The organism is Rheinheimera sp. ATLC3, assembly GCF_059429535.1.
Genome location: NZ_CM182103.1, coordinates 1939062 through 1964435, shown reverse-complemented (window position 1 = coordinate 1964435; position 25374 = coordinate 1939062). Strand labels below are relative to the sequence as shown.

Genomic DNA, 25374 nt, shown 5'->3' with positions numbered 1-25374 from the left:
ATCAGAACGCGTGTGACCAGCTTAGGTTTACTGTGCGGCCGATACCGGCAAAGTAACGTGCTGCTGCAGGTGTACTTTGCGCATAATAGGTAAAGTACTGTTTATCGGCCAGGTTTTCGATACCCAGCGTCCAGCGGCCGTACGCCGTGTCATAGCTGCTGCTGAAATCCAGCGTGGTGTAACCGTCAAAGTGCTCATATACAGGTTTGCCGGTAGTTAAATTATTACTGATATGCAATGTGTGGCTAAACAGGATATTGGCCTGCAACCGGCTGCTAAGCTGCGGCAGCCATTGCTGCTGCCAGTACAGGTTTAACCGCTCTGGTGCGATATTCACGCCGCCTAGATCAAAGTCGACATTGTTATCGTTGTCGCTATCATAGCGACCATTGGTGCGGGCATAGCTGAAACCTATTTGGTTATCAGTACTGAAGTAATACTGGCCTTCGGCTTCAATACCGTCTATTTCGGTTTTCTCGCGTCTTACACTGTAAATGCCATCGGCATCGGCTTGTAAACGCATACCCAGATCCGAATCTGAGCGGTAAGCGCTGGCGCGCAGTTGCCAGTTGTCAAAGCTAAACTCAATGCCCAGTTCCAGATTGTCTGACAGCACCGGCTGCAGCGTTAAAAAACTGTCTACCGATAAGCCCGGTGTGCTGATATCGCGCAATACCCGGCCAACATCCGGCATGCTGAAGCCTTCGCTGTAGCTGCCGTACAAACGCACATTAGGGTGAAATTGCCACACTACACCGGCATTGGTCAGCAGCTCGTTAAAGTCCGGCTCGCCGCCGGCAACAAAGGTGTTTTTGTAAGCGTCCAGCGTGGTGAAATCATCTACTTTCAGCTTGCCATATTCGTAGCGGCCACCAAGGCTAAAGGTAAAGTTTTGCAGCGCGCTGTATCGCAGCTGGGCAAAAGGGGCCAGGTTGGTAAATTCAGTTTCCGGTACCCAGTTACGACCACTCAGCGCCAATTCCTGATAAGTTTCGTCCTGCAGCCAATCGGCACCGGTACTTAAATCCAGCCCGTTCAATGCCAGATTAGGTTTAAACCAGGTTAAGCGGCTGCCGTATTTGGTCGATTTATTCTGTGACTGATCGTAAAAATTGGCGCCCAGTGCCGGGTCCTGAAAGGCAGCAAAACGCCCACCGCCGTATAGTGCGGCGAAGTCTTGCAGAAACAGCTGCCAGTTTAAGCTGCCGCCAAAGATTGCAGTATTGCTGTAATCCAGCGTCGCTGTGGTCACTTTGTTTTGAGGTGCCATGCCCTCTATTTCGCCACGCTCAGACTTGGCTGGAGTACCTGCGTCAACATCACCGGCAACTTGAACATAGTCTCCGTTACCACGTAATTTGTAGTGGTTTACCATCAGCTGCAGGCTTTCATGCCCACTCAGTTGCTGGCGCGCTTTAACAAACACATCAATGCTGCGCGAGTCCATGGTGTCGCCCTGGGTTCCATCGACGCCGATTAAATCGCCGTTGCCATCGCGGTACATACCGGTATCACTGGCCGACACACCGGCTACCACGGCAAAACCCTGCTGTTGATAGCTGTGCAGATAACTGGCTTTGTAGCTTTGGCTGTCGCTGCCGCCGGTAGTAGGTGTAGTAAAACCAGCACTGAGCTGATGGCGGTTATCGCCGGCAGATTTGGTAATGATATTAATGATCCCGCCGCTGGCGCCCATGCCCTGAATGGCATTTGCACCGCGGATCACTTCAATCCGTTCGATCATTGCCGGGTCAATGGTTTTGCCATCGCGCGAGCCGTTACGCAGCGGGTTAGATTGCGGCACGCCATCAATCATATACAGCGGCTCGCGGCCGCGCAGTGTTTCACCGGCTGAGGTCAGCTTTTGCCGGCTGGGTGAAAAGCCCGGTAACAGGTTGCCGAGAATCGCAGAGATATCCTGGGTAAACGCCAGCTGGCTGGCAATTTGTTCCTGACTGATAACGGTAATCGTGGCCGGCACTGTACTGACCGGTGCATTACTGCGGCTGGTACTCACGGTAATGCGCTCAATATCCTGCTGAGCAGCAACAAACGAAGAGGAAACAAGTAAAGCAAGAGATAGCGCAGATAACGGCTTCATAGAGTACCAGTTAGCATAAATGTAAATGGTTCGCATTTATACTTGTGCTGTTAACAAATGTCAAGGTAAGCCGCGGGCCCGGACAAAACAAAACCCGCTGTAGCGTGCTGCTAATCATTTAAGCGGAATTGGTTTGTCCTAAGCCAACCGTCTCAGCCCTGGATGGGCTGAGAGGAGCCCCCAGGGGTTGGGTTCACGGCGTGTTGGTGTGGGCAAACCGATGGCGGCTGCAAGCTTAACTGACTGGCATTAAGCCGCAGCGGGTTTGGTCTGCAGTTTAGTTGGCTTTAAGTTGCAAATTAGCAAATTCAATAATGGCCTCGGGCGAGCCCAGTTCTGGCATCAGTTCGCCGCTTTGTACTTTGGCAAATTGCAGTGGTTCAGCAAAATTGAAGCTTAGCTGCAGCTTTTCTGGCTGGTTTACAAACTGTGCCAGCGCATCTTTCATATTTTGCGGCAGCGGCTCCAGCATCGAAATATTCATCAGCGCCATACCTTTGATGGTTTCTAAATCCGGCGTTTGCCCTTGCTCTGCCGTCATGGCGATAGCGCGCTCGATAAAACCGTTATTTTCAATACTGACAGCACCATTACTCAGCGCACCGGTCAGCAGTTTTTCGACGATTTGCTCGGCATACGCTTCAGAGCCAACCAGTTGCTGTTGCTGCTCTGGTGCCAGGGCGCTGATCTCTTTGGCGTATTGCCAGAACTGCTGCATTTGCGCCAGGGTGAAGTTGTAACTGAGGCTGAATTCGTCATTAATGCGGGTTTGCTGGTTAAATAACAGCTGACCGTCATTTTGGTACTGATAGCTGTAGTCGCCATGTAACGCCAGGCTTTGCACAAAAGCACTGGTTTGTGGCGGCAGTAATTGCAGTATTGCCGGCGCGGCTTTGGCGCCAACCAGATGCACACTGCCTTCGTCTGCCAGTTCACGCGGTTTCACGCCTTTAGCGGTAATCTGTTCAACCGTAGCAACCGTGCCCAGTTCAGCCATGCTTACCTCTAAGCCGGCAATGCTGTAGCTTGATGTCAGTACATTGGCAGACACATCTTTGTATGTCAGTGAAATAAGAGGCATGTCGCCATTGGCCGCTAACTGACGATAGCTCTGGTTTGCCTGTTCAACCTGCTGCTTTACTACATCTTCGGCATACTGATTGGCAAAATACACACCACCACCTGCAACAGCTGCAAGCACGACCAAAGCAATCACTGACTTCTTCATACTAATCCTTTACTGGTTTTTGTTAATAAAACGCTGAAATGTTAACACAGTGCTGTGAGGGCGAACAGCCTTATAGCCGCGTATTTTTAGCGGCTTATAGCTGTTTACGCTGCGTACAAAGCCTGTTAAGTTGCAGCCAGATAACAGTGGGGTGACGGTATGGAACAGTATTTTCACTGGATAGACTTGTTGGGCATAGCAGTGTTTGCTATCTCTGGCACACTGGCCGCCTGGCGTAACCAGATGGACGGTTTTGGCGTTATTGTACTGGCCAGTGTTACCGCTATAGGTGGTGGCACCTTGCGTGATGTTATTCTAGATGTGCCGGTGATCTGGATTAACAATAACAGCTACTTTTATGCCATTTTTATTGCGGCCATCGGCACCATACTGGCGGTGCGCAACCGGCTGACTATCCCGCATAATACACTGCAGTTTTTTGACGCTTTAGGGCTGGCGTTCTTTGTTATTATGGGTACGCAAAAGGCGCTGGATAACGGCACTTCTGCGATGGTAGCAATAATGCTCGGTACCATGAGCGGGGTGTGCGGTGGTATGATCCGCGATGTGCTGTGTCGCGAAGTGCCAATGGTGTTTCGTGGCGAGCTGTATGCTGTGACCTGTATTTTCGGTGGCGTGGTTTACACCAGCCTTATCTGGTTTGGCGTAAACACTGCTGTGGCGATGACAGTCGGTATGCTGGCACTGCTAATGTTGCGGCTAGCTGCGATGAAATGGCAGATCACCATACCTGTTTTCGCCAAGCACCACGCCGAACTAAACGAGCCCTGATAACTGCTAACCAACCTGCGGGATATGTTGTAAAACCCATGAGCCGATATACCGTTCTCGCTGCTGATACTGAACATCTGCTCACCGAGAAAAACAGTGATTTTATGACTTTTTTGCACCCGGTAAACAACCGGGAACAGGCTATGGCATGGGTTGAGCAGTACCGACAGCGTTACCCGGACGCCAATCATGTCTGCTGGGCGTACATTATTGGCAATACCCGCCAGCCGAAAACGCAGGCCTTTAGTGATGACGGCGAACCAAACGGTACCGCCGGTAAACCTATGTTGCATGTATTAACCGAGCGCGAATTGGGTGATAGCCTGGCGGTAGTGGTGCGCTATTTTGGTGGCGTAAAACTGGGTGCCGGTGGGCTGGTGCGGGCATACTCGAATGCCGTATCACAGGCGGCGGCAAAAGCCGGGCTACGCTTGGTAAGCCCCAGTATTGACCTGACTATCGTTGTCAGCTTCGCCTTTGAAGCCCGCTTGCGGCAACTACTGCAGCAGTATAAGGCGTCGTTACAGGATGTTAGTTACAGTGACAACGTGACAATCTGTATCAGCTTGGCGCAGGATGCCGAGCAGGCACTGTGCGATCAGCTTATTAATGAAACTGCAGGTGCTGTAGTCGTTAGTCAGGTCGCGCCACACTCTGGCGTTTAGCGCTAATCCGTGGATAATAGCCTTTTTGAAGTATCGAGCAGGAACGCTTAGCCGCGCATGATATCCCCGCGTAAAATATTAAAATGTCTGGACGAGCACTGGCAGGTTATTGAAGCCTTAATTGGCCGCAGTAGCCTTGGCAGTTTCAGTTTTCAGGATGTGCAGGCGCTGATTAAACGCTTTAATCCTGCTTACAGCAGCGAGCAAATCTTTAAAGAAGCGCAGCGACTGTTGCAGGCTGAAGTGTTTATCCCGCTGGCTAAATCCAGCCAGCTGGAGCTAAACCGCGCCGTGCTGGAATTTGCCGAATATCTGCTGCAGGAACACAACCTGGGTATGGCTGAAGATATTCAAAGCCGTATTCATGAATTAAACCGCCTGGCGCGTAAGCTGGAGCTTGCCGCCAAAGGTCGTGATGCCAGCGAGCTAAAACGTTTTATCTGGCAAATGGATGAGCGGATCCGCGAAGTGGTAAAACATTTTGCCAAAAACGAAACCGCTATTTTAAACCTGGTCGATAAAGCCAAAGCCGATGAGCGCAATTTGTCGTTAGCGCGCCGCTACAGCGCGGTGATGGAAGCCTTTGACGACTACATCGAGCCAATGCTGCAGCTGATTGATATCAATGGCCCGTTTCAGGCCACTATTGCCGGCTTGGAAGCACTGCTGAGTGAGCAAATAACCGCGCTGGAAATTAGCGGCGGCCTAAGCCACGAAAAAGAATTATTGCTGCAGCTGCGCACCCGTTTGCTGGATATGAACCAGATTGGCCGCGAAAGTTTAAGCCGCAGTGCCGACTCGTTAATGCCGCTACGCGAAGAGCTGCGTAAAAACACGCTGTTATCACGTAATGCCAGTGCCGTACTGGGTTTAATGCGCAAAAAAGGCATTGATCTCACGCTAAGCCAGCTGCCGGTAGTTATCGCCTCGGATTCGCAGCGCTTCTCGCTCGGCAGTGCTAATCAGCTTACCAGCTATATGGCCGAGCTGGCTGATTACCAGCAAGCCGAATACCAGCTGCCGACGCAGCAAGACGAGCGTGTGGCACCGAATTTACAACTGCCGGATTACGAGAGCGTGCTGAGCAAAGCGCGCACTAGTGGCACTATTACTAACCTGGCGCGCTGGCTGGATGACAGCTACCCGAATTTAGCGCTGGATGAACTGCTGTATCTGTATCAGGCGTTAAGCCGCGAAGATGGCCTGGCGCTTAACCACAACCATCAGGCGGTTGAACTGACATTACAGCAGCATAAGTTAACCCTTTACCCGTTTTCGCAGGAGGCCAAGGCCGATGCATCTTGATTTACAAGAGCTGACCCAGCTGGCTGAGATCTATAAAAAGCTCAGTGGCGGTTACCATATCAGCGAGCAGGACTTAGCCCTGTGGCAAGAACTGGACGCGCAGGAACTGAGCTACAGCGCGTTATTCTCGGGCCTGGGCCATACGCTAAAGCGCGACAGCCGCGGCTTTTTCTATTTTGATGTCGATGATGCCAGCGCCAATATGGGCAAAATTTCGCGTTTATTTGCGCTGACTATTTATGCGCTGGTGGAATATTTCGCCGATCAGGGCCGCGATCCACTACAAGCGCTGTTTGATAGCGAGCTGGATCACGAAGTGTTCGCAGCCATTGTACAAAAGCAGTATCACCTGTTCGAGCAGCTGGATATCTTCAGTGCCACTGATGTAAAACGTGAAGTCGCCAACCGTATGCTGCGCTTAGGTTTAGCCCGTGCTAGTGGTGACAATATTAAGTTGCTTGCGCCGGTGCATCGTTATTTAGATGCGTTGCTGCAGTTAGATGATGGCGTGCCGCAAGACTCCAGCGATACGGTGTTATTGGTAGATACCCAGGATACTGAGGAGATGAGCGATGTCTGAGCAGCTGTACGGCCTGACGAAGCTGGCGCTGTTAAACACCGCCGGTTATGCCAAATGCGTCATTCCACTCGATCATGCCGCCTCCATTTGTGCGCCGAACAATACCGGTAAAAGCTCGGTAATTAATGCGCTGCAGTTCCCGCTGATTAACGATTTACGCTTAACCGAGTGGGACGGCCACGATTTAGATGAAACGCGTAAGTTCTACTTTGGTTCGGATCAAAGCTATATCCTGCTGGAGGCCAACCTGCCCGATGGCAAAGTGGTTATCGGTGTGGCGGGCCTGGGTAAAATTGCCGGCTACAAATACCAGTATTTTTGCTATCAGGGTGCACTGGATTTAGACCACTTTATCGCCGGCAACAGCATAGTGAAATACAACAAGCTCGACCACGTGCTGCGCGAAAAAGGCCTGGACCCGATTGAGCTGAAGCCGTCCGAGCTAAACGCCATGCTGACCGGCGGCGCCACACCCTACGACAGCCGGATTAATCTGCGCATGATCCCGCTGAACAACGTGTCAGATGCACCGGTGTATAAAGATATTTTCCGCCGCATTCTGAACCTGCACAAGCTCACCGCGCAGGATGTTAAGCGTTTATTGCTGCCGGTATTCGCCCGCCATTTAGGTGACCCGAAAGTCGACTTTTATGCCGTCTGGCATGGTGCTTTTGAAAAGGTTAACCGTGACCGGCGCGAGCTAAAAGCACTGGAAAGCCAGCAGGAAGGCGTGACCGCACTGGAGCATATGTTGGATGCGCGCGCAGTGTATAAAGGTAAATTAGCCGCTTACGCGCCTAAGCTCGATATTGCATTAAATGACTATCAGCAGCACTTTGACGATCAAACCAGCGAGCTTAGCGTACAGCTGGAAGATTTACTCAGCGAAAAGCAGCAGTTAGAAGAGCGCCAGCGCTTATTTGTTGGCCAGATTAAAGACTTAGGCAACCGCCAGCTCGAGCTTAGCCAGTGGTTTAACCAATACGATGCGCTGCATGGCCGCTTTGAACTCGCCAGCAGCGAGCAACTGGCGACGAACCTTGGCAATATCCGCAGCGATTACGAGCGATTAAGCCACAGTTTACAGGGCGCCAGTAACGTTAATCAGGCCACTTTGCAGCACCAGCTAAGCCAGACGCAGAAGCAGCATAAAAGCGCCAAGCTGCAGCTGAAAAACCTCGAATACAATTTGTATTCACGGCTGCGCGAAGATTTAAGCCTGCCAGAAGTACAGCACATTACCAAGCTGCTAAACCCGGATTTATTGTCGCTGTCTACTGCCAAAGGCGGTGAGGTTGAGATCAGCGACGATAGCGCTTTTAGTCAGTTACTTGAACAACTGGCCGACTGCATTAAAGGCGGCAAGGCACATCTGCCGGGCGCCGTTATCGATTTAGCACCGCTACACAGTGCGCCGGATATGACCAGCGCCGAAGATAAATTGCAAATTAAGCAGCAAATCGACGCCTTAGAGCAAAGCTTGCATACGCTTAACCAGCAAATTGAAGTTGCCGCCGATTTAGCCGGTAAAACGCGCGAAAAAGAGCGCTTGTATCAGGATATGCTGCAAGCTGAGCAAGACGTTAAAGATTTCAGTCGCTACCAGCAAATGCAGCAGCTGCTTGATGATCAGCAGCAGTTACAGGCTGCGCTGGAAGAGGAAGAAGCCAGCGTACAAGGCCAGCTGGATGAGGTGCAGCACAAGCTGGCCAGCCAGTCTGATCGGCGTAATTTACTCAACAATAAGCTCGAGCAGTTAAAGCGGCAAAAAGAGCGCATCGATCAGGAAAAACGTGAGCGCCGTGACCATGAGCTTGAGTTATACAGCGGCCGTGTTACGCCTTATATGATTGATATCGTGCTGGATTTTGACAATTTAGCCGACAGTATCCGCAGTTTTAATAAAGACTGTCAGGAGCTGCGCTTAACCGAGATGAATATCGCCAATACCTATCAGTTTATCTACAACGCCGGAATCACCAAGTTTGAAACCGAAAGCGACACTGAGCTGAAGTACCAGAAGCTGATAGAAGCGTTCCATCATCTGGATAAAGAGCGTGATGCCATTGAACGCCGTGCCCGGGTAGCATTAACCGAAGTGGCCTCGACGTTAAAAGGCCTGCGTAACGATTTAAACCGGCTGCACCGCGAGCTGAACAGCTTTAACCGCGGCATCTGGCGTCAGCAAATCTCCAACTTAAAAGACTTTAAGATAGAGATAGTCGATCGCAAGCTGCTGGTTGGCCATATCGATACTATCTTAAGCACCTCAGAAGCCTACGAGCAGGGCGATACCTTTGACCTGCTGGCCGGCAATACCCTGGCCGAGCGCGATATTAACGCTGCCCGCGATTATCTGGTGCAGGCCGCCAGCGAGAAAGGTGGCTTAACCTTATCGGATTTATTCGATATCCGCTTTAAAGTGGTTAACCGCGCTGGTGAAGAAGAGTACTTCGACAAGATCGACTCGGCCGGCTCTAACGGCACCCGTATTACCATTAAGCTACTGTGCGGTATGTTGTTTATCCGCCAGTTACTGGCCGAGCGCGAACGCGGTAAATACCGTATTCCGATTTACATCGACGAAGCTGCCGATATCGACCCGCATAACCAGCAGGCGATTATTGAAACTGCACTCAGCTTTGGCTTTGTGCCAATTTTCGCCTCGGTGAAACCGCAAACCAGCTGCCGTTATATCGTGCCTATCCGCACCGTCGCCAACGGCGCACAAAACTGGGTAGATGAAAAAGACTGGATAATCTGCCAGCCGGTGCAGCAAGAACTGCAGCCGGAAGAGGTCGAAGCTTTGGCTGAAACGATATAACAGTAAATTAAATGGTGATTAAAATCTTAATTGACAGAACGACACCCAGACCCTAGACTTGCAACCAATATGACCGGCGCCTCTGCATTTATGTACGCGTCGGTTCTCATTTCTGAAATCCGTTCAACCATTCAATAGCACCTTCAACTACGCCAAAATCTTGCAGAGTCAACATGCCATTTCTTGCAGTGGGAAAATCATTCATCAGAGTGAGGAGTCGTTGTGTCCAGGTTGAGTTAGGGCAGATTACTGAAAGCAGTTGTGACATCATCGCAAAGTACATAAAAGGGCGGCTATGATTCATCTTTGGCCAGGAGGTTGGACAGGCAGATAATTCTAATACGTTGATGTTCCATAGCCTGCTATGGTGAGCTGAAACGTTACGCACAAAGTTCAAGCTTTTAAGCCATTTTGCCAGCTGTTCGCCATCAGAAAGCCCATACTTTGCTGCAATGCGGTTTTTATCCGAAAACTGCATGCCTTCAAATAACCTTGATAACAGTCCAAAGTCCCACACCTCAATCGCTACCCATACGGGCAAACAGCTATCATATTTTATTCGGTGATGAGCGATAAAAGGCTCCCGTCGTGAACGATGTAGCATAGCGCTGTATTTTTCCAGCCACACCTGGTGTTCGGTTTTACCTTTGCTTGGCCCTTTCTTGATCGCTTTTTTGGCAAAATTACCGTGTAAACAATCTGGGTTTATATGCGCGCAGGGTTCCTTTTGTCCAAGTAAGTGGGCAACATCCACCCGCAGCGCCATTTCAATCCGTTCAAGCGCATCCAGCGCTAGTAAGCGTAGCTTTTTATCAAATACATAAAGCTTAACTACGTCTTCAAAATGACTATCAGGCATAAAGTGATCAAAGCGCACAGGCTGGTTTCGCTGTAGCGATGTTTCAGTGTCGATAACGCGCAGCGGGTACCAGTAGCCACTCAGCCGATAGTAACCAATACGGGCCAGGTAGTTTAGTGCAGCCGTATCGTTATCAACTAACAAACCGCGAGATTTTAGTAGCGCTAATTGGTCGGTCATCGACCGCCATGGTTTTAAATCTGCCACTAGCTAGGTAGCCTCAAAGCTTGTGTAAGCTTTGTTGCCAGGAATTTTGTTTCGCTAAGAAAAGCTGGAATGATTCCCACCACTTGATGCGCAATATTTTCGTTGTAGCTTTCTAATCCCTTGCTATACATATCCCGATACCCGCGCCAGGCTGGCCAATCGCCTTTTAGCAGGCCTTGTTCATTGGCTGTGCGGATCAAATCAGCAAAGGGCATCACATCAAACTGATCGGGCGAGGCAGAACTTTGTTCCAGGTAACGCTTAAGCATTTTGTGGCTGATTTCATAAGTAAATTCAAAGCGCTGTACCAGACCATCGCGGATTTGAATGTCAGTAATATCCCGTTCATAACGCTGTAAGCCTTCGCTCAGACGGCCAATAGCGTTGAGTAACGGGCTAATATCTAAAGACATATCATTCCAGCTTTGCATCAAATGTAATGCTGTTTAGCTTACCCCAGCAATGCAGCCCATGCCAGCTTGACTATATCAATTTAGCTAACGCCTTTTACGGTTGCGTTATCCGTGCCAGCACCGTAGCCGGTTGCGTTAGAGGTAAGGCGATAATCGCAGCCTCGCCTGAGCGCGGGAAGATACCGGTTAAGGCGGTGAAGTTAACCTGATGGGTAACCAGCACTGTTGGTTGTGGAGTCTGAGCGAAGGCAAACTGCTGCAGTAACGCTTTAGTTTGCTTATCTGCATCACCACGACCGGCAAAGAATGAGTTGAGTGCTGGTAACGCCTCAGGCGTGGCTAGCTGCATTAGCCGGGTTGTTTCCAGACAGCGGCACCATTGGCTGCTGTAAACGGTAATATCAGCGCTGTATTTTTCGCGTAGTAGCTTGCCCCAGTGCTTCGCCTGCTGACGGCCCTCGTTATTCAGGTTACGCTGGGTACTGCAATCTTCCAGCACGAAACCGGCTGGATCGCCGGTGCCCGGCGCCAGTGTATGGCGCATAATGAGTATTGCTTTGCCTTCACGCCAACTATCCCATGGCTCTGACGAAATCGGCAGAGTCAGTAGCATAACGAGTAAACAAAACCGTTTCATCTTGGTACCCAGCTAACCTTGCCTGTTGCTTGGTACGTAAAGCGCGGACGTTAGGTTTAGTCATGGGCCAGTTGTTTATCGGGAACTTTATCCTGCCTTGCTATTGTAACTTTCAAGCCAAATAACCAGCGGCTAAGCCAGAAGCGTTTTACCAGCTCATACCCGGCCCAGCAGCCAGCGCAGGTTAGTATAATCAGCAGTGTCGCCTCAACACCTACCGGTAATGCTAATGGCTTAAGCCATACTGCAAATACGATAATTAGCGTCTGGTGCAGCATATACCAGGGCAGAATAGCGTTGTTAGCGTAGTGCAGAAGTTTGCCGTCTTTATCTACCGTATTGGTGCGCTTGCTGAGGTAACGTCCGGCATAGCCGATAAGCGCTAAGATCCATCCCCAGTGATTTAGCGCCAGTACAGCACCGACCAGCAAGCGGCCACTAAATGATTCGCCAAAGCTGGCCGGCACACTGTCAAACAGGGCGTTACGATCGGCAATAATCAGGCTGTACCCGACCAGCGCTGCCAGCAGAAACCAGCGACGAAAGGCGATAACCTTTTGCCACCAGTTGCCTTGCAAGGCAAACAAATAACCGGCAATAAAGACGCTGAAGTATTTAGCGTGGTTATACCAGTCATTTACCAGAGCATGGCTTGAAGGATAAGCCTGCCGCAGTGTAAACCAGGCACAGATCAGGCTGGCCATCACCAACAGCAAAGCAATGCTGCCGGGCAGGGGTTGCAGGTATTTCGCCAGTGTATTAAGTAACGGCGCGATAATCAGCACTAATACGCTGTAGCACCACAGGTAAGGCAAAAACCACAGGTGGTTCCAGGTTAGCAGCCCGATAGGGCTGTGATGATCGCGCAGCAAGTCAGTGTTCGGGTTGATATAGTGCAGCCAGAAACTGAAGTAACCCGGTTCGATAAGCTGTTGTGATAAGGCTTCGTAGTAAACCTGCGGCACCACGATAATAAACATGCCGCATAGCAGCGGGATCAGTAAACGGTTGCTGCGCAGGCTGAACAGTCTGAATGTGGCGGTGTTGCGCTGCGCTAATGCCAGCGCCATAGCGCTGATAAAAAACAGCAGTGACATGCGCCATGGGTTAGTCAGGAGCATCAGGTTTTGCAATCCTTCACTGGTAACGGCGCTTTTTACGTGCCAACCCCAATCGGCGACATAATACATGCCAACGTGATATAGAATCAGCAGCGTGAATGCCAGCGTGCGCAACCAGTCCAGATCGTAACGGCGTTGAGATAAATGTGTTGCCATAACAAAGCTCCTTGGTAATAGTTGCCCCAGTGTGCGCTGTTGCACTAGCATGCAACACAGACAAATGGCGCTGCGGCGGGCTTTAGGGATAACAGGTGGCTGAGTGTGACAAGCGGTAAAGCAAAAAGTATGTTCGAGCGTTTTGACCAACGGCCAACGCTGTATAGTTATCTGTTGCTGGTGCTGTATTTCTTTATCAACGCGGCTATAAATGCCAGTTCGGTATGGATGGAGCACAGCCGGAACCCGGCGAACAGTTTATCGGTTTTAGAGCCGATAGTGTGGGAATACAGTAGTGCTATCAGCACCTTGCTGCTGTGCCCATTATTGTTCTACTGGTTTAGACGTTATCCGCTGCAACTGACTAACGTAAAACGTCAGCTGCTGGCTCACCTGCTGGGTAGTTTGCTGTTCTCTTTACTGCATGTTGGATTGATGGTGGCACTGCGAGAGCTAATTTATTACTGGCATGGCGGCAACTATAACTTTGGCCCGCTGCTGCGCGAGTTCTTCTATGAATACCGTAAAGATGTATGGGGCTATATCTGGTTTTTGCTCAGTTATCAGCTGCTGATGTTTGGTTACAGCCGGCTCAAAGGTGAAGCACATCAGCTGGATATGGCTGAAGACAGTGTGGAACAAACTACAACGCAAAAAAACCAGAAAGCGCCGGAGCATTTTCTGGTTAAAAAGCTGGATAAAGAGTTTTTGATCCGCACCGATGATATAGAGTGGCTGGAAGCCAGCGGCAATTACGTTAACCTGCACAGTAAAGGCCGGATTTATCCGCTACGTGCCACGTTAAGTAGCACACTCGATTTATTGAGCAGCAAAGGTTTTAGCCGGGTACACCGTAGCTTAGCCGTAAACCATAGTGCTATCGAAAGTATTAGTTACGATAGCAGCGGCGATGGCGACATTTTGCTGAAAAGCGGTGAACAGTTGGCATTATCGCGGCGATTTAAAGACGCATTCAGGGCAGCATTACAGCCAGACTGAGTTTTGCAGTCTGGCTGGCAGTGTTTAGCGGCCGTCGTTAATGTCGTACACCACTTTATCTTGCATTGCCGGGTTATCCAGCTTCAGCTCTACTTCCTGTTGCAGCAAAATACGGCCTTCAACTATCACATCAGCACCAATATGCAGGCTGGGCTTGCTGTCATTGCGCCAGCCAAAGAAAGATTTCTTTTTACCGCGTGGTTTGTAAATCACATCGCCTTTTACCACAGTGTTGCCGGTAAGCGTGATATCGCCGTTTACGGTACTGATATCCTGAGCAACTTCGCTGCTATCCAGCGTGATGTCGCCATTTACCGTATCGATACTACCGCCAATCTGCGCGTTGCTGCCGAGACGAATTTTACCGTTCACCGTCTCCAGATTTGTGGCTACCTGTAAACCGCTACCGGTTTCAATACTACCGTTTACTGTTGAACCACTGTTGATGCTGACGTTATCGCGTATGTCGACGCTACCGTTGACTACTGATACATCGTTGGCACTGCTGTTACTGGCCATTTGCACGCTGCCATTGACCAGCGAAATATCGCCATAATGCTGATTACTGCCCACTGAGGCAGAGCCCAGTACTTTATCAATAGTGGTTTGGTTACCTTCAGCAAAGGCCGGGCTGACAATACAGCCAGCGGCAACAGCCAGAGTAACAGCGGCAACTAAGGTAGAAAGTTTCATATCGGTGTCCTTTTTTATTGTTAGCTTGCCGTAAGCTTTGCAAAGGATTTGCCAATTTTAACTATTTGAAATTAATTGATTTTTTGTTTTTAGTGTTTGGGTGGTGTTGCGGTTTTTACTAATAAATAGCGGAAAAGACTAATGACTAACGGGTATGATTTACTCTGCAGGATCATAGCGACGAAAAGCAATATACTTGCTCATCGCGATATGCAGCGTAAATTTGCCGTGTGGCGATTTACCGGCATGTCCCAGTAAAATAAAGTCTGCGCCGCTTAACGCATCTAAATCTGTCAGGTTAAACCGGCGCATTATGCTGTAACGTAAATCAGCATCGATAAAAATACTCGGCTCTTTACGGTAATCGCCGCTGTTTAACCACAGCTCATCATCGGCCGGGTTCTCAAACTCGCGCTCATTCACATTGTTTATCTGGCCCCAGAAAATATACAGTGCCTGTAAATGTTTATCGCTGATGTCGTTGATATGCACCAGATAATCGGCCAGCTTGCCGGATATCAGCTCCCTGTCTGCTGCTGTCAGTACCAGTATTTTTTGCCCCTGGCTGGCAAAATCGCGGTTACGGCACAGATGGCTTAATAACTGACGCAAGGCCGTATTAACATCGTAACCGTCGATGCCGCCAAGCTGCGGCGCTTTTATGCTTTGCCATAAACCAGCCGGGGCATAGCGCACAGCAGGCTCGGTTACTTTATCTGGCTTACTGCCAGTCGTCTCGTCTTGTGCATCCAGCCGCAGTGTAGCGGCTTCACAACCCTGCTGGTGGTGCGCAGCAAAACAGGCCGCGCGATTGATGTTTTCGCTACTAACTGCTTTGATAAACCAGGCTTTTTCTTCGCAAAGCGGGCAGAGTAATAAGCCGCGATAGTGTTCCGATGCCGCTTGATATTCGGCCGTGCTGATTAAGCGGTTATCATTAAGGTATCTCGCTTGTTGCACCAGTTTTCCTGTTTCTATTTATACGTACAATTTAAGGCAATACAGCACAATAATAGCGATGGCAGACAGCAGCATAACGCTGAATGTCAGTATCATGCCAAATACCCGAAAGCCCAGCGGCTCTTTCATCTGGCGCACACCCCAGGCGTGGCTTAAGCGGCCTATGATTAAGGCGACACCCAGAATGTGAATATAAAGCGGCGCCAAACCACTGTATTCGGCCAGAAACAGCAATAGCAGGGCAAAGGGCACATACTCGGCAAAATTGCCATGCACCCGTATGGCCCGCTCCAGTTCCATTTCACCGTTGCTGCCAATTCCAACCTGATATTTGCGGCGTTTGCCGACCACTTTAAAACTCATCACGATATAAAACAAAGCAAGTAGTGCAGCATATAAAGCAGTAGTCATTGCTGGGTTCCTTAATTAAAAAGCCCGTGGGTCATCACGGGCTTTAGCATAACGTTGTTTTAACGATTTTACAGCATCTTACTGTGGGCAATTACCTACCTGCCAGTAATCGCTGTTGCTTGAGTGTAAAGTGTTGATACCCCAGGTAGAGCCTGCTAATGCCGCATTGCTGCCGCTGGCAAAGTAATCCGGTGCATAAGGGTTTCCTGTGCTATAAGCCCGGCCGGCCAGTTTATGGCTGTAGTTGTTGGTGCTAAATTGCGCACAGTCTGCGGGTTGTGGTTCGCTATCACCACCGCCGTTGTTGCCGCAACTCTGGGTCGGGCCAAAACAGCTGCCGTCCTCATCCTGCCAGCGGCATTGACTGCCGCTTACCAGTTGTTCGCGCAAAATAAAGCTGGCTGTGCTGTATTCCAGATAGCAATTCGCGTAATTGGTATAGTCCAGCCGGCCAGCGCTGATATGCTGATCCAATGTAGCGTTTTGCCCGGCATCAATATCAAAGCTCACCTGCTCAGTTGTATACAGGCCTTCATTATCAGTGGCTGTAACTAATACTGTGTTGACACCTCCGGGCAGATTGCAGCCACGGGCACTGAACTGATCGCCCGTTATAGTGGCATCGACCCTGCCGTTGGAAAAGTCGGCACTGACACCGGCCAGATCCCGGTTCAGATCAAATACCCGGCCGGTGACGGTAGCGCACTGGCCGTCTGTTGTTACATTAAGATTGGTGAGTTCAGGTGCGCTGGCTGGTGGTGGTGGGCCAAGTAAGACCGATGTCTGGTACGGCGCACTGCTAAGGCCGGCACTGTCTGTAGCTCTCACAGTAAGCTGATACCAATCATCCGGCAGCTGTGGGCTACTGATAGCAAAGTTGCCATTGGCATCTGGCACTGCAGCGACATCTTGCGTCTGATTCAGGCTATCGGCAAAGCTGGCACTGACAGTAATGCTGTCGCCATCTGCATCGCTAACGTTGCCGCTGACATTAATAGCGCTGTTGTTCTGGTCGACAATGATATTAGTCAGCTCAGGTGCGCTATTACGGTTAACTCTCTGGTTATTGTCACGAAAGTACTGTCCAAGATAGCTTGCATAGTTAATACCACTGCCACTGATATAGGCCCCGCTGGCGCCCTGACCACCAGACCAGGCGTGATTAACGTTGTTAAGCCACAGCATGGATACCCGGCCATCCTGCCACAGGCTTTCATCGGCAGTACGCCCGGCACCTTCGCTAATCAGGTTTTCGCCACTAAGCCGCGCGACGTCGTATAAGTCGGCCATGCCGGTGGCATTTTGCTCGTTGTAACACAGATTCACCGTGGTATCGCTACGGCCTTGGGCAATGGAGGCTATCTGACTACTAAAATGGCTGGCGTAACTGCCGGCATATTGGGCACAGCGACTGGCAACATCAGCGCTCTCGCAAGGGCCTAAAGCGCCGTTGGAACTGGTGCCAATACTGGGGCCTGCACTGACGCCCATGCCGGCAAAAATGTCCGGCGCCAGGCAGGCCGTAGTATTGGCGAAGGCTGCGCCTGAAGATAAACCGGCGATATACACCTGATTCGGGTCAATTTGATAACTGCTGTTAGCCGTTAAGGTGGTGGCAAGTGATATCAGATTTTTGTAGTCGCCAGCGCTACGCGCTTTAGTACCCTGCCAGTAAGACCAGCAGCTGAAACCGGCTTTATTCATAGCGTCCGGCACCGCGATCACCAAGCCATATTGTTCTGCTGCCTGCGCCAGATTGGCTGTCAGGTAAGCATCAACAGCCTGGGTGCAGCCGTGTAAGACCAGCAGCAGGCCCCGGCCCTGGCCGATGGCTGAAACCGAATCCGGGGTGTAAATATGTACCTTATTAAAGCCGCCTGTGGCGACATTCTGTTGCCAACTGCCAGCCAGTGCGCTAAAGCAGCTTGAAGCAAGAGCCAGAGCGGCTGCAGCATAGTAAGCATGTTTTTTCACGTCGTCTTATCCTTATCATTGTTATTGTATGACCCGGAGGCGACGCAGCTTTACACCTTGTTACCAGCAAACCCTAAGCTACAACCCCCGACGCTCCTTACTATAGGAGTGATAACCTTAAAGCGGTTTAGTACTTTAGTGCTGTGGCTGGCATGCAGCGCATACGGCCGAATGCAGCATTTCCCCGTTAAGATGACTGCGTTCTGACCAAGCGACGTTATATAGTGGAGACAATAACAACAATAAGAGGTGACATAATGCGCAGAATTACACCGCTGTTTATGATGGCTGCGATACTCAGTTTACCAGCCGCTGCGGCGAGCATTGCTCTGACCGGAGTAAATCTGATAGACGTTGAGGGGCTGACGGTAAAGTCCAATCAGACAGTTTTGCTACAGGATGACAGAATTGCAGCCATTCAACCCGCCAGTAAAGCTATTCCCAAACACTATACAAAGGTCGATTTGACCGGCAAGTACGTGCTGCCAGGCTTGATTGATGCGCACGTGCATCATGCCACCGAGCCGGAAGGCTATAACAATGCCGTTATCACACATCAACGCCTACAAAAACTGCTGCGTGGCGGTGTCACCTCTGTGCGCGATATGGCCGGTGATGTGCGTGTGTTGGCGGGGCTTAAACGCAGTGCTGAGCTGGATTTAATTCAGGCACCGGATATTTATTATTCAGTCATTCTGGGCGGCAACAGCTTTTTCAGCGATCCAAGAACCGCAGCGGCAGCAAAAGGCAAAACGCCTGGTGAGACCGACTGGATGCGAGCTGTTGATGAAAACACTGATGTAGATGCATTAATGCAGCGAACCCTTGGCAGTGGGGCGTCGGGGATAAAAATCTATGCCGATGTCCCTGCTGCCACAGTAAAAAAGCTTGCGGCAGCGGCCAAACGGGCTGGCTTAAAAGTATGGTCTCATGCCTATATCGGGCCGGATAAACCTTCCGCAGTGGTTGATGCCGGTGTTGAAGTGATATCACATGTGCCGGATTTATCCGCTGAAGTGATTGGCGACTATAAAGCCTGGCGGCGTAAAAATGCTGAAATAGATGATGCCGTTAAAACTGCTTCATTTGACGCCGCACGCTACACGGAACTGCTCAAAAGTATCAAGCAGCACAATACTATTCTTGATGTGACACTGACAGTGTTTGAACAACACCGCCACCAGGGGGCGAACCGTGAAGTGATGTTTCAGCATGGCGTCTTTCTGACCAAGTTGGCGCGCGAGTTCGGTATTACCTTGGCTGCAGGCACTGACGCGTTTGATGATACAGCGGCATTGCCGATGTTGCATCACGAGTTACAGTTGCTGACAGAGCTGGGCGGTCTGACGCCGGCGCAGGCGCTGCAAGCCGCCACTCTTAATAGTGCCAAAGCAATAGGCATTGATAAGGATGTAGGTACGGTTGACGCAGGTAAAAAAGCGAATTTATTGGTATTAAACACTAACCCGCTGGACGATATTCGTCGCAGCACCGATATTGCGCATGTGATTAAAAATGGCCGCTTCGTTTACCGCGGCGATGACGAGCGCTTACCATTCTCAGCCGCCCGTGAGGCTGACGGTATGCTGTGGTTATCGGGGCAGATTGGTAATTTCCCCGGTACTATGACGCTGGCGGGTAATGACATCACAAGCCAGATGACGCAGGCTATGGACAACATTATGGCAGTGCTGCAGCAGCATCATTTAACGGCAAAAGATGTTACCAAGTGCACCCTGATGCTGGCTGATATTAAAGACTGGGCCAAAGTCAGCGAAATCTACAAAGGCTATTTCACGGCACCATTGCCTGCACGCAGCGCTTTTGCTGCCAGCGGGCTGGCGCTGAACGCTAAGGTAGAAATAGAGTGCGTCGCCAGCCTGTAATAACAAGCTGGCCTGGTCAGTTGCTTAAACTTACATGCGCTGAAATAACTCCCGGGCTTGCTGGTACACCCAGAGTGCCAGTGCCGGGTCATAGCGTTCACCTTCATCACGCATAAACGCATGCTGGGCGTTAACTTCGTGCCAGCTAAAGTTACAACCAGCCTGCGTCAGTGCCTGATACACTTTAGCCCGGCCTTCTGCAGGGATATGAGGGTCTTGCTTCCCCCAAATCATCAGCAGTTCCGCTTGTATCCCGGAGGCACAGTCCAGCGTTTGTTTCGCACCGCCAACAGGCAGGGTGTCGCTGTGTAAATCGGTGGCGTACAGGCAACATGCGGCATTTACCGCCGGGTTTAATGCCGCCCGAAATGCCAGATGGCCACCAATACACACACCCATAGCACCGGTTTTGCCGTTAAAGTCACTACGTTTTTGCAGGTAGCTGAGCATGGCCGCATTGTCGCTATCGTAGCTACTTAAAGGTTTAGCCCATTTATCAGCATTACCTTTGTCTTTGCCTGCATCATCGTAAGCCAGCACGGTGCCTGCGGCGTTTAATTCATGGAATACTTCCGGCACCAGCACCAGAAAGCCCTGGCCGGCCATCATTGCGGCCGCGCGGGCAATAGGCGCGGTGATCTGAAAAATTTCTGAGTAGAACAGTATGGCCGGGTAGCGTTTGTTATTGTGTTGCGGGCGGAATAACTGGCAGCGCATGCTGCCGGTAGCGGTATCAAGTGTCAGCCATTCAGAGGTAATTTGCATAATCTATCCGGTTCTAGCAGTCTTGATGGCTATGGTAGAGCATTGCAACCGGCTTGTCTGCGTGTCGCTGACATTTACTGTAGTGCTTCACTGGTTTAGGGTAGTAACAGCTAACCGGAGAACCCTATGTTGAAGAGGATTATTTATGCACTGCTGTGCAGTGTTATTGCCAGTTCGATCAATACCGTTCAGGCCGGATTCGCCTGGCCAAATGGCGCAAAGGCGGCCGTTAGCCTGGCGTACGATGATACTTTAGCGTCGCAGCTCGATACCGCTTTGCCTGCGTTGAATGCGCATGGGCTTAAAGCCAGTTTTTACCTGCAGTTGGCCAGCCCTTTGTTAACAACACGTTTGAGCGACTGGCGCGCTGCCGCCAGACAGGGGCATGAACTGGGTAACCATACGCTGTTCCATCAATGCTCTGCCAGCAAACCGGGCCGTGATTGGGTAGCGGCTGAAAATGATTTGGATAAACTCAGTGCGCAGCAGTTGGTTCAGCAAATTCGCTTGGGTAACAGCATGCTGTTCGCTATTGACGGTGAAACCGAGCGTACTTTTACCGCTCCCTGTGGTGATGCGCTGGCAGGCGGCCAGCCTTACCTGCCACTGCTGGTTAATGATTTTGTTGGCATAAAAGCGAAGATTGGTGGCATCGTCGCCGATATGGTGCTGTTTGATGTGTACGCAGTGCCGGTTGTCGCACCGGTGGGGAGCAGCGGGGCAGAGCTGATAGATCTAGTTAAACAGGCGGCACAGCGCGGTACCATGGTCAATTTTACTTTTCATGGCATAGGTGGCGATCATCTGAGTGTATCTACTCAGGCTCATGAGGAATTGCTGGCCTATCTGGCGGCGAATCGCGATATTTACTGGACAGATACTTTTATCAATATTGTGCGCTATGTGAAAATGCAGCAGGCTAAGGGTAGAGTGGTAGGAGAATAATTGTCTTTATAATTCATATTTTTAAGTCTATCTAACTATTGAAATAGAAAATGTTGTCACGTTTTTACATTGCGCTACGTCATAGCAATAGATAAGTAAAAAAATGACACTGAGTAAACAGACAGGATATGACTTTGCATGACAGAACAGCATTATTTAACACAGCAGTTTGAAGCATCAAGACAGCATTTGCATAAGGTCGCATACCGTATGCTTGGCTCGGGCAGCGAAGCTGAAGATGCGGTACAGGAAACTTGGATCAGGCTTAATCGGGTAGAAGTGGCCAGTATTGAAAACCTTACCGGTTGGCTGACTACTGTTGTAGCGCGGGTGTGTCTTGATATGTTACGCGCGCGAAAATCTAATCATGGCACCATTGATGATAATGTTGCTGAAATTGCCACTGACGCGGCAGACAATGTTGAAGCCGAGTTGCTGCAGTTGGATCTCATCGGGCCCGCGCTGCTGTTACTGTTGGATATGCTGACGCCGGCCGAACGGGTTGCCTTTGTACTACATGATGTGTTTGAGCTGCCATTCGCTGAGATTGCCGCCATCCTCGAACTGCCGGAAGCATCGGCCAGACAACACGCCAGCAGGGCCCGTCGCCGTATTCGCGGAGCAACCACTGCAGAGCAAGACACAGCGCGGCAGCAAAGCATCGTTGCTGCGTTCTTGCTGGCTGCGCGTGAAGGTAACTTTGATGCGCTGCTACGGCTACTGCATCCTGACGTAGTGCTGCGCGCTGATGCTACTGCGATTAAAATCAGTACCGCCAATAAAGCCAAAGGCGCACCAGAGTTTGCGGCTGAAATTAGGGGCGCTGACAAGGTGGCGGCAACCTTTAAAGGTCGGGCGGCTGGTGCTCAGTTGGCGATGATAAATGGCCTTGCGGGTGGTACCTGGGGCGTCAACGGTAAGGCGATGGTGGCATTTTGCTTTACCGTTGCAGACGGCAAAATTGCCACCGTGAATATAGTGATGGACAGAGCTGCGCTGGATAGTTTTGACATCCAGTTGATTAATACCAATAACGGAGTAACAGCATGAATATCCTGCTATGGCTGATGCAAATCTTGCTTGCACTGCACACTGCCGCCGGCGCAGTGTGGAAATTCTCACATTCTGCCCAGCACACTATGCCGTCGTTAGCTGCGATCCCGAATAGCCTGTGGTTGACAATGAGCGGTATAGAGCTGCTGTGCAGCCTATGTCTTATATTACCGGTGTTTTACAAACCGCTGGCGATATTGATTCCTGTAGCTGCGGTGTGTATCGCCTTAGAGATGTTAATGCTCTCTGCCGTGCACCTTAATGCCGTTGGCAGCAGCTACAGCCCGCTTATCTACTGGCTGGTGGTAGCAGCTGTCTGCGCTTTTATCGCTTATGGCAGGGTGGTTTTACAGCCGCTATAACACACAAAATGGCTTAAACCGGGTTGCTAATTGGCAAATGCTACGCATGTATCTTTACTCTTGTTAGTGCTGACTGCAAAGTGCCCTCAGGCCGCCCGTTTAATTTTAAAATCACATCCAGTCCAGGCGCGCTGCTGTTTGTAAATCAAGTATTTTAAATTTGTTGAAAATTAAGCTGAACTTGTACTTGGGCCTCGGTCTCTATGCTTTATAAGCAGCATTTTTACTTGTTATGGTTTTGACAAACTAATGTGATCTCAGGCAACGAGGAGGAACTATGTCCAGTCCGGAGCATAAGCAAAAAATTTGGCAGCTGATCAAGAAAATCAACACCGGTATGTTAACCACGCATCACGGCGGCGAACTACGTGCCCGCCCTATGGTACTGGTGCAGGACGAATACGACGGCACACTTTGGTTTTACACTGACCTTGAGTCAGAAAAGGTACTCGAACTGGAGCAAGATCATGACATTTGCTTGAGTTTTGCAGACCCTGACAGCCAGACTTATGTCTCACTGACCGGCACAGGCCGGGCCATTCGGGATAAAAAGCTGATTGATAAATACTGGAACAGTTTTGTCGCCGCCTGGTTTCCGCAAGGCAAAGAGTCTCCTAATGTCGGTATGCTTGAGATTAAAATTAAGCGTGGTGAACATTGGGATAGCAGCAGTAGCAAGATGGTAAACAGCATTAAAACCATGAAGGCCAGGCTTACCGGTGACCAACCGGAGCTTGGCGAGCACGAAAAATTTGGTACTTCAAAACTTAACCAATAGTATGGCGGTTATGTATCAGTGTCAGCCAGTTTACTGGCTGACAACCACGCCATAGCCCGTCGCTTTGTAATCTAACGTCCATTCGCGCTTGCCGCTGACGAAAGGGTTATTGTGGCCCATATGCTGGCTGATGCGCGTGTTCAAGTCGCGTTCCTGCGCGGTTACCGGGTCTTGTTTGTGCCAGGCGATAAACAGCTGTTGCTGAGCGCGCGACAGGCTAAGGTTATATTTATCGGCCATGTAAAAGTAAATGCGGGCGATATCACCCCGCACGGCTGGCGCGGGTTCAAACACTTGTTGTTTAAAATCAACCTTTACCGGGCAGGCACCGTGCTGTGAAGGCGTGGATGGCAAAACACCAAAGCGGTAATTACTGCGATCGCCATTTACCTCTCCAATAGCGGGTACAAGGTTGTATAAATCGGCTTCCATTGCACGAAAAGTGCTATCGGTTTTTACGCAATTTTTGCGGCCACCGTTTTGCCAGCACTGTCGCTGATGGCCAAAGTGATGCGCCGGCATCACATGCTCCCATTCCACACGATTAGCGCGCGGGCCGTTTTTACGCACCTGATAGCCACAGCCAGCTAAATCGGGTATGCCTTTCTTGCCTTGCCAGCGAATAGCGCAATCGCAATAAAAGCTTGTCGCTTCGGGTGCATGAATACGTTGGGCTAAGCGTTTGGCCTGATCAAAGTTTGAGGGGGCGGCTAAGGTAAAGACAGAACATAACAGCAGCAAATAGCTGCTAAATAACGCGACAAATTTCATTCACTACTACTTATTTCAGTGAGATGTTAAAAAGGAACAGGGTTACCCTAAGCTGACCGTTGAAGCCCTGGACGGGCGGAAACGAGCCCCCAAGGATGGGTTCACGGCGTGTTAGCGTGGGTAAACCTGTTCCTGAGCATATACCTGCTGAATAAACTGGGCAGAACTTTAGCTGACTTAATGCGTTTTGCCGGCAACCTGCTCGATATCATGCTGCAGCGGTTTGCGCAGACCGAGTTTAAACCCGAGCTCTGCCACGATAAACAAGGGCCCAACCAGCAAGCCGATCAGGTCATCAACAAAAGCCGGTTTTTTGCCTTCATAGTAATGGCCGACAAACTGCAGTACCCAACCCACCACGAACAGGCCAACTGAGCTTGCCAGCCAGATACCAAATGGCAGGCTGGCCAACTGTGCAGCCAGCAGAAAACTGATGCCGCTGAAGATAAACATAATCAGCGCAAAACGCAGGTCCAGCCGCAGATAAAACGCCATACCACCAATAAATAGCAGCAGCGCAGGCGTAATAACAACGCCCGCCAGGCTAAACAGCGGCCAGTACAATAAAGCAAATACGGCCACCATAATAAGTGGAATGCCGGCGTAATGGGTCAGTATATTGCGCTCATCACGGTGGTATAGCGCGTACTGGCTTAAATGCTCGGTCAGGTTTTTCATCGTTGCTTTACCTGCTGTCGAAGGAGTTAAGTAAGTCATCACTAAGCCTAAATCCACTGTGGCACAGGGTCAATGAGATACTTTGTTCCTATTGTATCTAAAGTGTAAATTTGGCGTATATAAGCAATAAATAAACGCCGGTAAGGCGTAGGCTGAGCAGGTGTTAACGGAGCCAGTAGTCAATAACACCGTGCGGCTAAGTAATGATAGC

The 25374-nt window shown here is 50.3% G+C and carries 24 protein-coding genes; 11 read left to right on the top strand and 13 right to left on the bottom strand.

Annotated elements, in window-relative coordinates:
* Position 1: 1 nt before the first annotated feature.
* Positions 2–2101: a TonB-dependent receptor gene (locus AC5SV9_RS09120; protein WP_475148288.1), complete on the bottom strand. Its 2100-nt coding sequence runs from the start codon at positions 2099–2101 to the stop codon at positions 2–4.
* Between the two features lie 277 nt (positions 2102–2378).
* A complete protein-coding gene (locus AC5SV9_RS09115) occupies positions 2379–3329 on the bottom strand; it encodes an aq_1923 C-terminal domain (RefSeq protein ID WP_475148287.1) in 951 nt (316 codons plus the stop codon).
* A 159-nt stretch (positions 3330–3488) separates the two neighbouring features.
* On the opposite strand from AC5SV9_RS09115, the gene AC5SV9_RS09110 reads away from it, so the two are divergent.
* Genes AC5SV9_RS09110 through AC5SV9_RS09090 form a run of 5 tightly spaced genes read left to right on the top strand, consistent with a single transcriptional unit; the run spans position 3489 to position 9495 of the window.
* Complete coding sequence (locus AC5SV9_RS09110; RefSeq protein ID WP_475148285.1) at positions 3489–4121, top strand: trimeric intracellular cation channel family protein; 633 nt, start codon at positions 3489–3491, stop codon at positions 4119–4121.
* Between the two features lie 38 nt (positions 4122–4159).
* Entirely contained in the window at positions 4160–4786 is a 627-nt protein-coding gene (locus AC5SV9_RS09105) for a YigZ family protein (RefSeq protein WP_475148283.1), read from the top strand.
* Between the two features lie 57 nt (positions 4787–4843).
* Positions 4844–6091, top strand: a complete 1248-nt coding sequence (locus AC5SV9_RS09100; protein ID WP_475148282.1) for an MksB family condensin complex protein — start codon at positions 4844–4846, stop codon at positions 6089–6091.
* Positions 6081–6671 (top strand): condensin complex protein MksE, encoded by a 591-nt coding sequence (locus AC5SV9_RS09095; protein WP_475148280.1) that lies wholly within the window; start codon positions 6081–6083, stop codon positions 6669–6671. The genes AC5SV9_RS09100 and AC5SV9_RS09095 overlap by 11 nt, the downstream gene beginning before the upstream one ends.
* Positions 6664–9495, top strand: coding sequence for an Mks condensin complex protein MksF (locus AC5SV9_RS09090; RefSeq protein WP_475148279.1), 2832 nt, complete (start codon positions 6664–6666; stop codon positions 9493–9495). The genes AC5SV9_RS09095 and AC5SV9_RS09090 overlap by 8 nt, the downstream gene beginning before the upstream one ends.
* Before the next feature lie 106 nt (positions 9496–9601).
* Here AC5SV9_RS09090 and AC5SV9_RS09085 read toward each other — a convergent pair whose 3' ends face one another.
* From AC5SV9_RS09085 to AC5SV9_RS09070, 4 genes are all read right to left on the bottom strand, one after another.
* Positions 9602–10561 carry an Abi family protein gene (locus AC5SV9_RS09085; protein ID WP_475148278.1) on the bottom strand — a complete coding sequence of 320 codons (960 nt, stop codon included), beginning with the start codon at positions 10559–10561 and terminating at the stop codon, positions 9602–9604.
* A complete protein-coding gene (locus AC5SV9_RS09080; protein WP_475148277.1) occupies positions 10561–10974 on the bottom strand; it encodes an HI0074 family nucleotidyltransferase substrate-binding subunit in 414 nt (137 codons plus the stop codon). Before AC5SV9_RS09080 ends, AC5SV9_RS09085 begins: the two co-directional genes overlap by 1 nt.
* Positions 10975–11068: 94 nt before the next feature.
* The gene (locus tag AC5SV9_RS09075; RefSeq protein WP_475148274.1) at positions 11069–11611 is read right to left on the bottom strand and encodes a histidine phosphatase family protein; all 543 of its coding nucleotides are present in this window, start codon (positions 11609–11611) and stop codon (positions 11069–11071) included.
* Positions 11612–11667: 56 nt separating this feature from the next.
* Positions 11668–12888, bottom strand: a complete 1221-nt coding sequence (locus tag AC5SV9_RS09070; protein ID WP_475148272.1) for an acyltransferase family protein — start codon at positions 12886–12888, stop codon at positions 11668–11670.
* Between the two features lie 105 nt (positions 12889–12993).
* Between AC5SV9_RS09070 and AC5SV9_RS09065 the strand changes: the two genes are divergently transcribed.
* Positions 12994–13887, top strand: a complete 894-nt coding sequence (locus AC5SV9_RS09065; protein WP_475148271.1) for a LytR/AlgR family response regulator transcription factor — start codon at positions 12994–12996, stop codon at positions 13885–13887.
* A gap of 24 nt (positions 13888–13911) precedes the next feature.
* Here AC5SV9_RS09065 and AC5SV9_RS09060 read toward each other — a convergent pair whose 3' ends face one another.
* From AC5SV9_RS09060 to AC5SV9_RS09045, 4 genes are all read right to left on the bottom strand, one after another.
* Positions 13912–14580, bottom strand: coding sequence for a DUF4097 family beta strand repeat-containing protein (locus tag AC5SV9_RS09060; RefSeq protein WP_475148269.1), 669 nt, complete (start codon positions 14578–14580; stop codon positions 13912–13914).
* A 159-nt stretch (positions 14581–14739) separates the two neighbouring features.
* The gene (locus AC5SV9_RS09055; protein ID WP_475148267.1) at positions 14740–15540 is read right to left on the bottom strand and encodes a hypothetical protein; all 801 of its coding nucleotides are present in this window, start codon (positions 15538–15540) and stop codon (positions 14740–14742) included.
* Between the two features lie 18 nt (positions 15541–15558).
* Positions 15559–15951, bottom strand: a complete 393-nt coding sequence (locus AC5SV9_RS09050) for an MAPEG family protein (RefSeq protein WP_475148264.1) — start codon at positions 15949–15951, stop codon at positions 15559–15561.
* 78 nt (positions 15952–16029) lie between these two features.
* A complete protein-coding gene (locus tag AC5SV9_RS09045; RefSeq protein WP_475148261.1) occupies positions 16030–17925 on the bottom strand; it encodes an extracellular catalytic domain type 1 short-chain-length polyhydroxyalkanoate depolymerase in 1896 nt (631 codons plus the stop codon).
* Positions 17926–18182: 257 nt separating this feature from the next.
* Between AC5SV9_RS09045 and AC5SV9_RS09040 the strand changes: the two genes are divergently transcribed.
* On the top strand, positions 18183–19811 hold the full coding sequence (locus AC5SV9_RS09040; protein WP_475148258.1) for an amidohydrolase family protein: 1629 nt from the start codon (positions 18183–18185) through the stop codon (positions 19809–19811).
* 30 nt (positions 19812–19841) lie between these two features.
* Here AC5SV9_RS09040 and AC5SV9_RS09035 read toward each other — a convergent pair whose 3' ends face one another.
* Positions 19842–20576, bottom strand: coding sequence for a dienelactone hydrolase family protein (locus AC5SV9_RS09035; protein ID WP_475148257.1), 735 nt, complete (start codon positions 20574–20576; stop codon positions 19842–19844).
* 126 nt (positions 20577–20702) lie between these two features.
* Here AC5SV9_RS09035 and AC5SV9_RS09030 point away from each other — a divergent pair, with 126 nt between their 5' ends.
* The 4 genes from AC5SV9_RS09030 to AC5SV9_RS09015 all read left to right on the top strand — a co-directional run bounded on the left by AC5SV9_RS09030 (position 20703) and on the right by AC5SV9_RS09015 (position 23714).
* Entirely contained in the window at positions 20703–21521 is an 819-nt protein-coding gene (locus AC5SV9_RS09030; protein ID WP_475148254.1) for a polysaccharide deacetylase family protein, read from the top strand.
* A gap of 138 nt (positions 21522–21659) precedes the next feature.
* Positions 21660–22571, top strand: coding sequence for a sigma-70 family RNA polymerase sigma factor (locus AC5SV9_RS09025; protein ID WP_475148253.1), 912 nt, complete (start codon positions 21660–21662; stop codon positions 22569–22571).
* A complete protein-coding gene (locus AC5SV9_RS09020) occupies positions 22568–22936 on the top strand; it encodes a hypothetical protein (RefSeq protein ID WP_475148252.1) in 369 nt (122 codons plus the stop codon). Before AC5SV9_RS09025 ends, AC5SV9_RS09020 begins: the two co-directional genes overlap by 4 nt.
* A gap of 277 nt (positions 22937–23213) precedes the next feature.
* On the top strand, positions 23214–23714 hold the full coding sequence (locus tag AC5SV9_RS09015) for a pyridoxamine 5'-phosphate oxidase family protein (protein WP_475148249.1): 501 nt from the start codon (positions 23214–23216) through the stop codon (positions 23712–23714).
* A 30-nt stretch (positions 23715–23744) separates the two neighbouring features.
* Here AC5SV9_RS09015 and AC5SV9_RS09010 read toward each other — a convergent pair whose 3' ends face one another.
* Both AC5SV9_RS09010 and AC5SV9_RS09005 read right to left on the bottom strand, forming a co-directional pair.
* Entirely contained in the window at positions 23745–24485 is a 741-nt protein-coding gene (locus AC5SV9_RS09010; RefSeq protein WP_475148247.1) for an endonuclease, read from the bottom strand.
* Between the two features lie 177 nt (positions 24486–24662).
* Positions 24663–25202: an Mpo1 family 2-hydroxy fatty acid dioxygenase gene (locus AC5SV9_RS09005; protein WP_475148245.1), complete on the bottom strand. Its 540-nt coding sequence runs from the start codon at positions 25200–25202 to the stop codon at positions 24663–24665.
* Between the last annotated feature and the right edge of the window lie 172 nt (positions 25203–25374).